Genomic DNA, 15570 nt, shown 5'->3' with positions numbered 1-15570 from the left:
AAACATAAAAAAAATCCTTTTCAAAGCGTTAGCTGTCGAAAAGGATTTTTTTGTTTTTAGTTGCTCACGTTATCCGGATTTTGAACTAATGCAGGATTAGAATCTAAATCATATCGAGGAATTTTAAATAAGAAATTCTTTGAAGGCACAAATTGCAAAGGATTGTTAACATACATATTAATCTTATTGTCATTTCCGTATTTTACATGATTTGCAACATTCTTGCCAATACGGTTCGTTCTTATTTCATCAAAAAATAATACCCCTTCACCAACAAATTCCCAACCACGTTCTCTGTAAATAGCATCTGCAAAAGCTTCTTTACTCAAGCCAGGTGTCAAATCTGGTAAATTTGCTCTGTTTCTTATTCTGTTAACGTATGAATAAGCAGCTGCCGGACCATTGATTTCATTTTCTGCTTCAGCATAATCCAACAATACATCAGCGTATCGAATGGCATAAGAATTTGCCTGAGGTTTTTTTAATGAAGCCGAACTTTCAGTTCTGTCATAAAATTTTAAGTTTCCAGGCGATGCCGTTTTCCATCCTTTAGATCCCGGGAAAAAACCTTTGTCTGCCGGAACAAACTCAAGAGTCTGAATAATATGAGACGGATTACCTTTTTCGGTGACATTAAATTTAGTTAGAAAACTACCTTCTTTTCGAGTATCAGCATTATCATAAGAAAGATAATGTTGGATAGAAGGACCAAAACGATGGTACATATAACAGCCAAGAGTAGTTTCGGTAATATTTACACCAAACATTACATGATTATTATTGTACTCATTTTCTACACTACCATATTGTAATTCAAAAACAGATTCGATTCCGTTTTTATTATTAGTATTCCACCAGAACCATAAATCTTTAAAATTGGGCTGCAAGTTATATTGACTGGATTGAATTACTTTGGCGCAATAATCTTTAGATTTTTGAAAGTATGTTTTATCGCCAGTCATACCACCTCTGGTTAAGTATAAATCGCCAAGTAAAGCCTGAGCTGCTCCTTTTGATACTCTCCATGCATTACCATTTCCATAAGCTGATTTCAAAGGAAGATTTTCTTCGGCATATAAAAGATCCGCGATTATGTAAGCATAAGTTTCATCAACTGTTTTTCTTGGAATAGCCAAGTTTTTAAGTCCTTCGGTAAAAGTTTCAGGAATAGGTACGCCACCATACATACGTACTAAATTATAATAAGTGGCAGCTCTAAGAAAACGAGCCTCGGCAAAATATCTCTTTTTAAGATTTTCGTCCATAGTAACATTTGCACCTCTGCCCACAACCAGATTAGCTCTGTTAATGATATTATAAGCATCATCCCAATTTGTAATCACCATTTTATCGGCATTATTCATATCAGCCCATACATTCCAAAGTTGAGTATCATCTTTTGCATAAGCAGGAGAACCAAATTCAGTTAGAACCTCCAAATACATGATGTATTTATAATAACCATTAAAACCATTTTGATAACCATCATAAACTCCCACTAAAGCTGTGTTTAGCTCGTCGGCATTTTTATAATAGTTCGTTGGCGATAAAAAAGTAAAAGGTTCCTCGGTTAAATCCGTGCATTGAGCAAATAACATTAATGCACAGCCGGAAAAGATATATTTTAGAATTTTCATTTTATAGATTTTTAGAGTTAAAACTTCGCGCTAAAGCCAACAAGCATTGTTTTTACATAAGGAGAATTTACGCTTCCGCTCTCCGGATTATATCCTCGGTGATTTGCAATATTGATATAGTTTTGCGCATTTACATACACATTCAGTTGTTTTACCCAATCAACATTTTTAATTACGTTAGATAAATTATACGCTAGTTTGATATTTTTAATTACAAAATAATTCCAGTCACCGTTTGTACGATTTGAAAGATATACTTCCTGTGCACCCGCTCTTGGGAAATTTCCTGTTGGATTAGTGGTACTCCACATTCTGTCGTAAGCATATTGAGTTGGAATGTAATTTCTATTCTGAATTTGATTTTCTCCAAAAATCATATAGTTATTATCTTCATCAGATGCTAGACCTGTTGCACCTTGACCATAGATATCTAAAGTCATATTTTTATAACTTAGATTAGTTGAAATTCCGTAAAAGAAATCAGGAGAAGTAGAGCCAATATTAATGTAATCATCATTATTAATGATTTTATCGCCGTTTTTATCAACATACATTTCTTCTCCAAGTTTTGCTGTTGGACGAATTTGCTGATAAGCTGTTAATTGTTCCTGTGTTTTAATAATACCGGCTGATTCGCGTGCCCAAACACTATTTACAGGTTGTCCAACAATTAAATATTTAGCAATTCCGGCAGAAGAACTTCCAATGTTAATACGTTGTACATCCCCGTATAAGCTAACAATTTCGTTTTTATTTTTAGAAAAGTTAGTTCCTAAATCCCATTTAAAGTTAGAATCGATTATTTGAACTTTGGCAGTAACTTCAAAACCAACATTTTTTACCTCACCAATGTTTTGTAACATACTATTGTAGCCAGAAGTTGTTGGAATTGGTACGTTGTATAATAAATCTGAAGTTTGTCTTTGATAAAAATCAAGATTCAAATCCAGTCTTTTCCATAAACTTAAATCGATACCAACATTATATTGAATGTTTCGTTCCCATTTTAAATCCGGATTTCCAATAGTTTCTACAAATCCAAAAATTGGGTTGTTTTCATAAACATAATTAGCCTTTACAAGTTTTGATAATGATTGATAATTACCAATTTCCTGATTACCCGTTACACCATAACTAGCTCTTAGTTTCAATCCATTTATTACCGAATTGTTTTTTAGAAAATTCTCTTTATCAATTCTCCAGCCTAATCCTACAGAAGGGAAAAATCCCCATTTATTATTATCGCCAAAACGCGATGATCCATCGTAACGCCCCGTTAAAGTAACAAGATATTTTTCGGCATAAGCATAAGATGTTCTGGCAGTCCACGAAATTAATTTGCTCGAATATTTAGTCGAAGAATTGGTAATGCTACTTCTGTCTGCATATGTAATATCATTTGCACCAGTAGCATCATTTTGAAAACCAGATCCTCTTACTCCTAAATCTTCGTAAACATATTCTTGCCAGGAATAAACGCCAGTAGCCGTAAAACTATGTTTGTCATTCCAAGTATTAGAATAGCTTAAAATGTTATCAGTTAATTGAGAAGTTTGTCTTCTGTAATATTGAGAACCCGTACCAGTACTACCAGATCCAATTCCGGCAGTCGATTTTGAGGTATAATATTCATATTGTTTTTCGTTAGAAACATCAACACCATAATTCGTTTTGAAAGTTAGATTTTTCGCCAACTTAAAATGTGCATATACATCTCCCAAAATACGATCTGAAGAAATTTGATTCGTCATTTCTGCCGCTTCTGAAACAGGATTCCAAGTACCTTCAAAGTAAGAACTAATCTTTGGATCTTCGGTAGCATAGTGCCAGCTTCCATCACTGTTTCTTACTGGTATTGTTGGCCATCCGTATCTAAAGATATCGCTAGTAGGATTGTTTCGAATATCTCTTTGTGAGCGTCCCACTTGTAAATGTGTTCCAACAGTAAGCCAAGATTTAAATTCATGGTTTAAATTCGTTCGAAGAGTCATTTTTTTAAATCCGGAAGCTTCTACAATTCCGTCTTGCGAAAAGAGATTTCCCGAAAGTAAATAAGTAGTGTTGTCTTTTCCGCCGCTAAATGATAGCGAATAATTTTGCATCAAAGCCATGTTTCTAATAACTTCATCCTGCCAATTCACATTAATGTTTGGAGCTGGATTAGTAGCCGAATAAACAGGTTTTCCGGTAGAATAAGTATAAGCGTCATTGATAAACTTAATAAAATTATCTCTGTTTAAGGTTTTAGGTAATCTGGTTGGAGTAGAGATTCCTTGAGTACCAACAATTTCCATGTTGTTTTGTCCCTTTTTCCCTCTTTTAGTTGTAATCAGGATAACACCATTTGCACCTCTTGAACCGTAAATAGCAGCAGACGAAGCATCTTTAAGAATTTCCATCGATTCGATGTCGTTTGCACTAATGTCGTTTAAGTTACTGTTGACCAACGGAAAACCATCTACAACAATTAACGGATCGTTACCGGCACTAACAGAACCATTTCCGCGTATCCTAATTTTTGGTGAAGAACCAGGAGAAGAGTCATTGTTTAGAACGGCAACTCCAGCCGCTCTACCTTGAACAGCTTCTAATGGGTTTGAACTTGTTACAGTAGTCAAAACATCTCCTTTTATTTGTGCTACAGAACCCGTTAAGTCGCTTTTTTTCATGGTTCCGTAACCAACCACAACAACTTCCTTAAGTTCTGCAACATCATCGGATAATGTAATATTAAGAGTTGAGGATTGTTCAACAGTTTTTTCGGTAGTTTTTGATCCTGTGGAACTAAAAATCAAAACACTTCCTGTATTTGCACTGATAGAATATTTTCCATCAAAATCAGATACAGTACTAATTTGTGATCCCTTTACAACAATGTTTGCTCCGGGAATAGGAATTCCGTTTGAATCGGTTATTGATCCTGATACCATTTTGGTTTGGGCAAAAGCTGTCCAATGGAGTAAAATGGAAAAGATCAAAATAATCAAATGATTAATTTTGTTTTTCATAAGGTATAAATTTGGTTAGTTAGAGCAGACTAACTTATTTATATCTCAATCTCTTTGTATCCTGTTCTATCCTGTTAATTTTGAAGCTAATACGATTGTTTTGATAAATGAAACAACTATATTTTTCTATAAATAGTTGATATGCTGATTTTTAACTAAATTATTGTTTAATCATTTTTAGATAAAAAATAAACGATTTATTTTAATAAAAGCTTAATTTTTTATTAATAATAAATTTATTTAATAATTAATATTATGTATTAAGTTTTGAGTTTATAATAAATAATAGGTTAATAAACAGATAAAATGTTTTGTTTTGTCTAAAAAGTAATAAAATAGGACGTAAAAAACGGAGTTCAGTTGAACTCCGTTTCTAATATTATTGATATTGTTCTAAAAAGTATTTAATAACATCTGTTGTTGTTACAATTCCTTTAAGTTCTCCTTGATCTACAACAGGCAGGGCATGAAAATCCTCTTTTGCAAAAACTTCTGCCAAATCCTTGATAATTGTGTCAGATGGAAGAGTTCTGGGTTTTGAAGTCATAACCTGCGAAATGCTAAGCATGTCTAAGATAGCTTCATCAACGCCTTCTTGTCCATCAAACAAAGCACCAAAAGTCAATCGATTAACATCTGTTCGGCTTATAATACCAACAACTTCTTTGCCATTAACAACAGGAATATGTCTAATCGAATTCGATTTTAGTTTTTCTACTACTTTTCTTAAATCGTCATTTTGATTTACAGTCACTACACTTTTAGTCATAATGTGACTAATTGGTTCTCTTTTTTTCATAATAGATACGTTTTAAATTCATATCAAATTTGCAGAATAATTCGTACAATGTCGATGATATTTATCAGCTTTTAAATCAAAACAAATCCGTACTTATAGTAGTTGAAATTTGAGAATAGTTTGAATATGAAAACCCAAAACGGGAGTTTTTTTGATAAATCGATTGTAAATTCACTCGAAGTTAATTTGAAATTGCAACGATTGAATTTAAAAATAGTATTTTTGCATAATGGAAACAAATAGACAGAAAAAAATAGGCGGTGTCATCCAAAAAGATTTGGTTGATATTTTGCAAGGTGAAGTGCGAAAAAACGGAATTACTAATCTTGTAATTTCAGTATCCAAAGTTAGTGTTACTTCAGATTTATCTGTAGCAACAGTTTATTTAAGCATTTTTCCTCAAGACAAAGCCAAAGAAACTTTAGAAGGAATAAAATCAAATTCGACACTAATCAAACACGATTTATCGCAACGTGTACGTTTGCAATTGCGTAGAGTGCCAAATTTGGTATTCTTTATTGACGACTCTTTAGATTATATTGAAAAAATTGATAACGCTTTATCAAACAGAGAAAACCCAATTGAAAATCGTGATCTTTTAGAAAAAAGAAGAAAATCATAAATTGAATTTCCCCCTTTACATAGCCAAACGTTATATTTTTAGCAGAAGTAAAAACAATGCTATAAATATTATTAATCGCATTGCCAGCATGGGAATTATTGTTGGCGCAATGGCTTTGTTTGTCGTTTTATCAGTTTTTGGAGGATTAAAAGTTTTTAGTCTTTCGTTTACAAATGAAATCGACCCCGATTTAAAAATTACCAGTACTTTAGGAAAATCATTTTTGATCACACCTAGTCAGGAAAGTGAAATTAAGAAAATTGATGGTATTGTTTCGTACAGCAAAATTATCGAAGAACGTGTTTTGTTCCTATTCAAAGACAAACAGCTAGTAACTAATTTAAAAGGTGTCGATCGCAATTATACGGTAGTAAACGCTATTAAGAAAAAACTGTTTAATGAAGAAGGCGAATGGCTAAAACCAGATACCTATCAGGTAATTGTAGGATATGGAATCGCCAGAGACTTTTCGATGGGAATACTGGATTTCCAAAATCCTTTGCAAGTATTTGCACCTAAACCAGGAACAGGCGCGATCGAAAATCCGGATGAAGCATTTAATCAAATTGATGTTTTGCCCGTTGGAATTTACTCCATAAGCGAAGATGTAGATTCAAAATATGTTTTTGCTGATTTGGGCTTAGCTCAGGAATTATTGATGTACAAACCCAACCAAATTTCGGGAGTAGAGTTTAAGCTAAAACCAAATGCCGATGAGAGTGCTATAGATGCAAAACTTAAGGCAATTTTCAATAATAAAATCACAGTAAAAAATAGAGCACAACTTAATGAGTCTTTATACAAAATGCTCAATACCGAAAATATTGTTGTCTATCTTATTTTTACATTAGTCATCATCGTAGCACTATTTAATTTAGTTGGAGCATTAATTATGATGATTTTAGAGAAAAAAGGAAATCTTAAAACCCTTTTTAATCTTGGAACAGAAATTAAGAATTTGCGAAAAATATTCCTGCTTCAGGGAACATTGCTAAGTTTCTTCGGCGGAATAATTGGTCTGCTTCTTGGCATTATTTTAGTAGTATTGCAACAACGATACGAACTCATTATGATTACGCCAACCCTGGCATATCCAGTAGTTTTTACACTCAACAACGTACTTATAGTTTTGGGAACCATTGTATCACTGGGCTTTATCGCATCTTTAATTGCCAGTAGTCGAGTAAGTAAAAAGCTGTTAGATTAATATTTCTGAAAGAAAATATTGATTATATTTATCCTCTTAAAAATCTACAGCATATGATTGTTTCTGCCTAATCCTATTTTTATTTTTTAAATAATTAGGATACTTACGTTTATTTTCTTCAGTTCAGATTATTACATCTGGACAAATTTTATCATTTATCCTAAATATCATGACAGAAACAGTTATAAAGAAAAGTCTATTTTCTAAAATTTTCTCCACCTTAAAACAAGCCTTAAATGGCGACGAATCTTTCGATTATACAGCTGGAAGCATCAAGAAAGCCGTAATTCTATTGGCCATACCAATGGTTTTAGAAATGATGATGGAATCAGTTTTTGCTTTAGTCGATTTATATTTTGTTGGTCATCTTGAGCACAGTAGTTTTGCCATTCAAACCGTTGGATTAACAGAGTCAGTCCTTACAATTATATATTCTATAGACATTGGATTAAGTATGGCCGCAACAGCAGTTGTAGCAAGACGAATTGGCGAAAAAGATCCTGTTGCCGCTGCAAAAGCCGGAATGCAGGCCATTGTTATCGCATTTATACTAAGTATTTTTATGAGTATTTACGGAATTATCTATGCTAAAGATATTCTTGTATTCATGGGAGCTTCTGGAGATGCCGCCGAACATGGTTTTAGATATACTCAAATCATGATTGGTTCAAGTTTATGTATCACACTTTTATTCCTGATTAACGGAATTTTTCGTGGTGCAGGAAATGCAGCAATCGCAATGAAAAGTCTTTGGATAGCCAATATTTGTAATATCATCCTTTGTCCAATACTAATTAATGGTTTTGGATCAATTCCTGCCTTTGGATTAGTTGGAGCAGCTATTGCTACAACTTTAGGAAGAAGTATTGGAGTCGTGTATCAGATTTATCATTTGTTTTATGGAAATGGAATTTTAAAAATTAAAATGTCTTATTTAATTCCAAATTTCAAACAAATAAAAGCCTTAGTTAAAATTGCCGCTCCCGGAGTTTTGCAATTTGTAATAGCCTCTTGCAGTTGGATTTTTCTGGCGCAATTAGTAGCTACAACAGGAGGAGATCACGGTTCTGCGGGTTATCAAACAGCACTTAGAATAATGATGTTTTTTATTCTTCCAGCTTGGGGATTGAGTAATGCAGCCGCAACTTTGGTAGGACAAAATTTAGGAGCCAAACAAATTGAGCGTGCCGAAAAATCGGTTTATACAACAGCAAAATACAATGTCATTTTTATGGCTTCCATAACGATTATAACATTAGTTTTTGGGCAGTATATAATTTCATTTTTTACTAACGACGAAATAGTGAAAGCTGTTGCAGTCGAAGCTTTGCAAATCATGTGCATTGGTTTTGTTTTCTACGGAATAGGAATGGTTTTAATAAATACATTTAATGGAGCAGGAGATACTTGGACTCCAACTGGAATTAATTTCTTTGGATTTTGGCTGTTTCAGATTCCATTAGCATATATATTGGCAAAACATTTTAATATGGGACCAAAGGGAGTTTTCATTGCAATTCCTGTAGCCGAGACAGCGATAACTCTTGCTGGTATCTTCTTTTACAAAAGAGGAAGATGGAAACGTACTCAGGTTTAGAATTTTGTACAATATTTCTTAAATTTATTCGTTTGAAATCAATAACCAAAAAATAAATTTATATGAAAACCAAAATTAGAATTTTAGGACTTTTGAGTGCAACTTTTCTTTTAGGAGTATGTTTTGCATTTAAACCAATAGAAGAAAAGAAGATCATTGTAATTGATGCCGGTCATGGCGGCCATGATTTTGGTGCGAACATGTATGGATTTCAAGAGAAATTGATTACTGAAACTATCGCAAAAAAATTAAAGCATTAAATAAAGATAGTAACCTTGAAATTGTTTTACTTCGAGATGGGGATCATGAGATGGAATTGAGCGAAAGAGTTTCTGTTATCAATAATCTAAAACCTGATTTGGTTGTTTCTCTTCATGTTAACTCAAATATGAATATGAGTGCAAATGGAGCAGAGGCGTATGTTCCATCAAATGAGATGTTTCATGAAAAATCAAAAGAAAGTGCTGTAATCGTAATTGATAAAATGACAGAGGATGGAAATCTCAATAAAAGAAAAGTTACTGAAGCACCTTTTTATATTTTAAAAAATGCTAATTGTCCTGTTATGACATTGCTAATTGGATTTTTATCAAATGAAAAAGATCGTGATTATATTACCAGTGAAAAAGGGCAAAACGAAATTGCTTTAAATATTTTAGAAGCTGTAAAGTAAAAAAGATCATATAAAAACGAAAGACCTTCAATATTGAAGGTCTTTCGTTTTATATGTTTTACCAAAGTTAGTTTGCGAATTTTTGTCATTTCGAGGAACGAGAAATCACACCAGAAACTCCGTATAGAAAGTTGCCAATCTTTGTCGATTTCCGAGTGTGATTTCTCGTTCCTCGAAATGACAATGATTGTGTCTATTCTTTTTAAAACTAAATTCTAAAGTCTTTGTCTTAAATTTCGACAATTATTAAGTGTGTTTAAACAAACTCATATCCTGCATAAACCTGTTCAATTTCTTTCATAATATTGAACAAATTTTCTGGTTCATCAGTTGTCACTAATTTTTGTTTGTATTCTTTAAAAGAATGAATTCCTTTAAAATAATTGGTATAATGACGACGCATTTCTACAATTCCCAAACGTTCGCCTTTCCATTCCATCGACCACATTAAATGATTTCTGGCAGCTTCTACACGATCAGCAACTGTTGGAGAAGCCAAATGTTCACCCGTCTTAAAATAATGCTTGATTTCGTTAAAAATCCACGGATAACCAATTGCAGCACGACCAATCATGATACCGTCAATACCGTATTCGTTTTTATATTTTAAAGCTTTTTCAGGATTATCGATATCACCATTTCCAAAAATAGGCATTGTAATTCTTGGGTTATTTTTTACACGAGCAATATGAGACCAATCAGAGTGACCTTTATACATTTGAGCACGAGTTCTGGCATGAATCGTTAAAGCTTGAACACCAATATCCTGAAGTCTTTCAGCAACTTCGTCAATATTAATAGAGCTTTCATCCCAACCCAAACGCGTTTTTACCGTTACAGGCAAATCAGTACTTCTAATAACCGCTTTAGTCAAACGAACCATCAAATCTACATCTTTCAAAACTCCCGCTCCGGCACCTTTACAAACTACCTTTTTAACCGGACATCCAAAATTAATATCCACTAAATCAGGTTTCACGGTAGAAACAATTTTAGAAGAAAGCGCCATTGCTTCTTCATCTCCACCAAAAATCTGGATTCCAACTGGACGTTCGTAATCAAAAATATCCAACTTCATTCTACTTTTAATAGCATCACGAATCAGTCCTTCTGATGAAATAAATTCAGAATACATCATGTCAGCGCCGTGCGTTTTGCATAATCTGCGAAACGGCGGATCGCTCACATCTTCCATAGGTGCGAGTAGTAAAGGAAATTCGGGTAATTCTATGTTGCCAATCTTGACCATCTTCAATATTTTGTGCAAAATTACAACTTTTAGTTCAATTTGTACCAAATTGAGGTTCAAAGGTTCAGAGTAGCAAAGTTGTGAAGGTTTTTAAATGAATTTTAAGCCTTTTATATTCAAGCATTTGTCATTTCGACCGAAGGGAGAAATCACACAAAAAACTCCACGCAGAAAGTTGCCAATCTTTGTCGAATTACTAGTGTGATTTCTCCCTTCGGTCGAAATGACAAATAAAACTTATTTCTAAGTTAGAATAAAAACCTTTGTCCCTCTGAACCTTTGCACCTTTGAAACTAATAAGGTTACCTATAATCAAAAAACCGAATTGGTTTTCGACTCATTGGGTTAAAAACTAAAGGATTCAAAGTTTCTTTTGAGGCGAATTCGATCTTTGGAGTCACTCTTAATTTGGCTCGAAAGTGATCTTTAATTTCCTGTAAAAATTCGGCAGATTGATTTTTTACAGCGATTTTTATGAGAATTTCATCCGTGCCTAGATCGTTGGTTGAAATTTCGATAATATGATTTTCGATATTGTCAAAACCGCTCAAAACATCATTCATTGCTGGAGGATAAAGCGTTGTACCTTTATACTTAATCATTTGTTTTTTGCGTCCCACAACTGGGCCAACTCGCAACGTATGTCGTCCACAAGCGCAAGGTTCGTCATGAAGCTCGACAATATCGCCAGTTTTAAAACGCAATAATGGCATCGCTTCAATACCTAAAGTAGTAAAAGTCAATTCGCCCGTTTCGCCATTTTTTACCGGAATATTATTTTCGTCAAGCACTTCAACAATAATTAATTCCGGATGATGATGACCACCAAGTCCGTGTTCACATTCCGTAAAAGCCGTACTCATTTCAGTCGAAGCATAAGTCGAAAACAACTTAATATTCCATTTTTCAGTAATTTTTTGCGATAAAGTATTCATTGAAAAATCCTGATTTCGCAACGATTCACCAATACAAATGGCACCTTTTATGCTCGAATTATTATAATCAATTCCGTGCGCTTCGGCATATTCAATTAATTTTAAAAGAAAAGAAGGAACAGTAATTAGATAAGATGGATTATATTTTAGAATAGAATCCCATTGCAACTCCGGAATTCCGGCTCCAACGCGAATAACACCAACTTTTAGTTTTCGAAGTCCAAGAAAATAAGCCAAACCAGCCATAAATTTTCTGTCAATCGTAGTCATTAATTGCACCACATCACCTTCGGCAATTCCTGCGCAGGCAAACGAAATAGCTTCATTATAAGCCAATCGATCCAGATCAGAATCTGTTAAACCAAAAGTTACCGGATCGCCAAGCGTTCCAGAGGTCGAAGCATAATCAATGATTTTATGTTGTGGTACACACAAAAAATCATCGTTATATTCTTGTAAATTTTCTTTTGTAGTAACAGGTAAATATTGTAAATCTTCCAGCGTTTTTACTTTCGAAATATCGATATTTTGTGCTGAAAAAAGTCTTTTATAGAAAGGTGAATTCTGGCTAATGTATTGTAAAAATTCTGCTAATTTTTGTTCTTGAAAAATTTTAATTTGTTCTAAAGAATCCTTTTCTATTGCTGGAATCATTGTAATTTTCTTTTGATTTTTTTTAAATATTTTTCAATTTGTGCTTTCTCAGGCGCCGTTGTAATTTCTTTGGTTAACGCTTTTTCAAAATAATCCTGAGATTTTATAAAGTCTTTTTTTTGATAAAAATACAATCCCGTTTTATAATATACAACCCAATAATCGGGGTTTAAGGATTGATAGTTTTGAATAAACTCAGCTGAAACAGCTGTTTTATTTTTCAAATATAAATCTATTTTATGGTCTTCAATTCTAAAATTTTGATAGTTTTTATATTTCGTAGTTTCCAAAAAAGGATCTTTAGCAATGTTCAAATTTTCTTGTTCAAAAGAAATGGCTGTATTTGTTTTTCTATCTTTAAAAATTGAATCGAGATTGTAACAAACAAACTCGCCCAATTGATACGGATTTGCAGAAACCCAAACCAATTTTTCTTTTGGTTTAAAAATAATTCCGTGATGCGCCATTAATTGATTCAGCGCTTTTTCGTTTCCATAACCTAGCGCAATATTTTGTAAACCCTCTTTATTTCGCAGAATTTCTGATGCAATTTTGGGATTGATTTTGGGGTTTTCGGCAAAAAGTTCCTGCATTCTGTCAAAGCGATATTTAGAGTGACTATTTGCAATTTGCGATAGATTTCGTTCTTCATCTTTAAAAGCATCGCTCTGAAAATGGTTCGAACAAATTAATTGATCGCTGTTTGGAACATCATAAATATCCATTTTTTTAGGCGTAACCTCAATTAAAATGGCTTTATTATCCTTGGCACTTCCTACCATTATAGATTCAGAAACAAATACTTTTCTTTTTTTAGCAATCGCAATAGCTTCATCAATAGTTGAGGCATGTTGTAAAATTTCGCGGGTCAAAATTGAAATAGGTGTTTTGGCACTCATCGGAATTTTAGATTTTCCTGCATTAATGGTTACCGTTAAACCTTGTATATTCATACCAGAAACCGCTCCAATCATTCCTGGCCAGGTCACCATCATAAATTGATTTCCTACTTCTGGATTTACAAAAGCGATAATTTTATTTTCCGCGAAAGCGTCGTTTACATAAAAGTCAAAATTGCGTCCAAGAATTAAATTACCATCTTCAGATTTTTCTCCCCAAGCCGCAAAAGAAGAGCAACCCACCAAAGCCAAATCTTGCAAAGCGTGTCCAATATCGTGTGCGGCATGCAAATACAAACTGCGCTGATATTGTGGTGCAATGTTATCAAAATCATGCGATGTGTATTGCGAAACACCATAAATCTCAGTTTGATATTCCTCAGGAACATTTAGATACAATTTTCGATTGTACCATTTTAAAAAGTGTCGGAGCATTTTTTGCTCAAACTTAGACGGAATTATATCTTGTATTTTGGAGAAAAATATGTGCTCTTGATTTTTTAAAAGAGAATCAGACAAAGCGCCGGAGTTTAGTCCAATTTCTAATGGATCGCCCTCGACATACAATTCCCAAATGCCTTGTTTATTTTTTAAAAGAGAATTTTTTCCGGAAACAAAAATACTGTCAGACAGTTTTGTTACAATGGGCTTTGTAGCGTTATAATTTGAAATTTCAGGCTGATGGTGCATAGATTTTGATGTTCCGCACGAAGCCAACATCAATAAAAAACCGATAAAGAAAAAGAGTGTACTTCGGTTTCTCATAGCTTTTTCATTCAGGTGTCTGATTGATTTTGTTTACTAAATATTCTCTACCAAGAATTTCAGAACAAGTTACAACGGCGCCAATCGTGACGCCTAAAACTCCATGCATATTTATGCTTTGACCCGTAAGATACAAATTATCTAATTTGGTTTTTGACGGAATTAGAGTTTTCATCGGGTTATTCGAATCTTTAACATAACCGTACATATTACCATTATCGCCACCAATGTAATCCCGATAGGAGAGCGGTGTCGAAGTATGTAGGGATTGAATACAATCTTTGATACCCGGAAATCTCATTTCGACTTCATCTAAAAACTTCGAAGCTTTTCGTGATTTAAACTCTTCGTAACTTTCTCCACGATCGCTTTCGTCTACAGTTGTATTAAACGTATCAATCCAAGGTGCAACATCATCATATTTCATGTAAGTGATAAAAGTCATTCCTTCTGCCCATTCTTCTTGTTTTTTTGAGGCATTCATTGAAGCCATAAAAGCTTTGGGCCAAGAATCTTCATCATAATCATGCGCAGTCCAGACTTCACTACTTTTCTTAAAATGATAATGATTGTGATTGATATATTTGAAAGTTTCGGGCTTAAAAACGATATACAAACTAAAGGCCGAAATTACGCCTTCAAGACTTTGAATTCTGCTATAAAATGATTTTCTAAAGTTCTCTTCGCCAGCCAGTCTCAGAGTGGTTTTTGGTTCTATATTCGAGATAAAAAAAGAACCCGAAACCTGAGTTCCGTCTTTCATATCTACCGAAGTTACTTTTTTGTTTGTGACATTAAATCGGGTAACCTCTTTGTATTTATAAAATTCGCCGCCGTGTTTTTTAAGCTGCTTTAAAAGTTGTTTTGTAATCTGACTTCCGCCGTTTATACATCTCCAAGAACTTTGAATGTATGAGTTTACAGAAAGGGCATGAACGTAAAAAGGCGATTTATCTGCAATTCCTGCATACAAGAAATTAGATCCTGCCAAAACTGCTTTTAGTTTCTCATTCTGCGTACATTCTTCGATCGTTTGTTTAGCGTTTAAGCTTAAAATTTCGTTATCATATTTTCCTTCCCATTCTAAATTATAAAGTGGAAAACATTCGCAAATCGATTTTATTTTTTCGCAATACCTCTCAATATTGGCTTTTTCGTTAGGGAAAAAATGAACGAGCTGATTGGCAAAATTATCATAACCCTGCGCATGCGGATATTCGTTTTGATCGTCTTCAAAAGAGATGATATCAAAACCATTATCATCTAATTTTTTCAGGTTAAGATGATCCATAATCCCCAAATATTTAAAATATTTGTTCAAATTCTGACCTTCGTCTAAACCTCCGATGTAATGAATTCCAGTATCAAAAATGGTTTTATCGCGTACAAAAGTTTGAAGATTACCGCCGTATTGATTGTTTTTTTCGAGCACACAAACGCTGTAGCCTTCTTTGGCCAAAATAATTGCCGAGACCAATCCGCCTAGTCCGCTGCCCACAATTACTACATCGTATTGCTCCTTCAT

At 33.7% G+C, this 15570-nt stretch carries 10 protein-coding genes and 1 pseudogene; 4 read left to right on the top strand and 7 right to left on the bottom strand.

Translation table 11 applies throughout. The annotated features are described in order from the left end of the window. Positions 1-56: 56 nt before the first annotated feature. From IW18_RS19290 to IW18_RS19280, 3 genes are all read right to left on the bottom strand, one after another. Positions 57-1637 (bottom strand): RagB/SusD family nutrient uptake outer membrane protein, encoded by a 1581-nt coding sequence (locus IW18_RS19290; protein WP_041519810.1) that lies wholly within the window; start codon positions 1635-1637, stop codon positions 57-59. A 17-nt stretch (positions 1638-1654) separates the two neighbouring features. Next, entirely contained in the window at positions 1655-4645 is a 2991-nt protein-coding gene (locus IW18_RS19285) for a SusC/RagA family TonB-linked outer membrane protein (RefSeq protein ID WP_041519809.1), read from the bottom strand. 379 nt (positions 4646-5024) lie between these two features. After that, a complete protein-coding gene (locus IW18_RS19280; RefSeq protein WP_041519808.1) occupies positions 5025-5444 on the bottom strand; it encodes a CBS domain-containing protein in 420 nt (139 codons plus the stop codon). 229 nt (positions 5445-5673) lie between these two features. Here IW18_RS19280 and rbfA point away from each other — a divergent pair, with 229 nt between their 5' ends. The 4 genes and pseudogenes from rbfA (at position 5674) to IW18_RS22765 (ending at position 9543) form a co-directional block, all read left to right on the top strand. Continuing rightward, positions 5674-6066 carry a 30S ribosome-binding factor RbfA gene (rbfA, locus tag IW18_RS19275; protein WP_041519807.1) on the top strand — a complete coding sequence of 131 codons (393 nt, stop codon included), beginning with the start codon at positions 5674-5676 and terminating at the stop codon, positions 6064-6066. A gap of 1 nt (position 6067) precedes the next feature. Continuing rightward, positions 6068-7273: an ABC transporter permease gene (locus IW18_RS19270; RefSeq protein ID WP_041519806.1), complete on the top strand. Its 1206-nt coding sequence runs from the start codon at positions 6068-6070 to the stop codon at positions 7271-7273. Positions 7274-7442: 169 nt separating this feature from the next. After that, complete coding sequence (locus tag IW18_RS19265; RefSeq protein WP_041519805.1) at positions 7443-8870, top strand: MATE family efflux transporter; 1428 nt, start codon at positions 7443-7445, stop codon at positions 8868-8870. 62 nt (positions 8871-8932) lie between these two features. Further along, positions 8933-9543: pseudogene (locus tag IW18_RS22765) on the top strand (N-acetylmuramoyl-L-alanine amidase family protein). 256 nt (positions 9544-9799) lie between these two features. Here the strand turns inward: IW18_RS22765 and dusB are convergent. From dusB to IW18_RS19240, 4 genes are all read right to left on the bottom strand, one after another. After that, positions 9800-10792, bottom strand: a complete 993-nt coding sequence (gene dusB / locus IW18_RS19255; RefSeq protein ID WP_041519804.1) for a tRNA dihydrouridine synthase DusB — start codon at positions 10790-10792, stop codon at positions 9800-9802. A 302-nt stretch (positions 10793-11094) separates the two neighbouring features. Next, positions 11095-12381: a phenylacetate--CoA ligase family protein gene (locus IW18_RS19250; RefSeq protein WP_041519803.1), complete on the bottom strand. Its 1287-nt coding sequence runs from the start codon at positions 12379-12381 to the stop codon at positions 11095-11097. Next, entirely contained in the window at positions 12378-14045 is a 1668-nt protein-coding gene (locus IW18_RS19245) for an acyl-CoA--6-aminopenicillanic acid acyl-transferase (protein WP_041519802.1), read from the bottom strand. The genes IW18_RS19250 and IW18_RS19245 overlap by 4 nt, the downstream gene beginning before the upstream one ends. Before the next feature lie 7 nt (positions 14046-14052). Beyond that, positions 14053-15570, bottom strand: coding sequence for a phytoene desaturase family protein (locus IW18_RS19240; RefSeq protein WP_041519801.1), 1518 nt, complete (start codon positions 15568-15570; stop codon positions 14053-14055).

The sequence above is a fragment of the Flavobacterium hibernum genome (genome assembly GCF_000832125.1).
GTDB classification, from domain to species: domain Bacteria; phylum Bacteroidota; class Bacteroidia; order Flavobacteriales; family Flavobacteriaceae; genus Flavobacterium; species Flavobacterium hibernum.
This window is presented reverse-complemented; position numbering and strand designations above follow the sequence as displayed.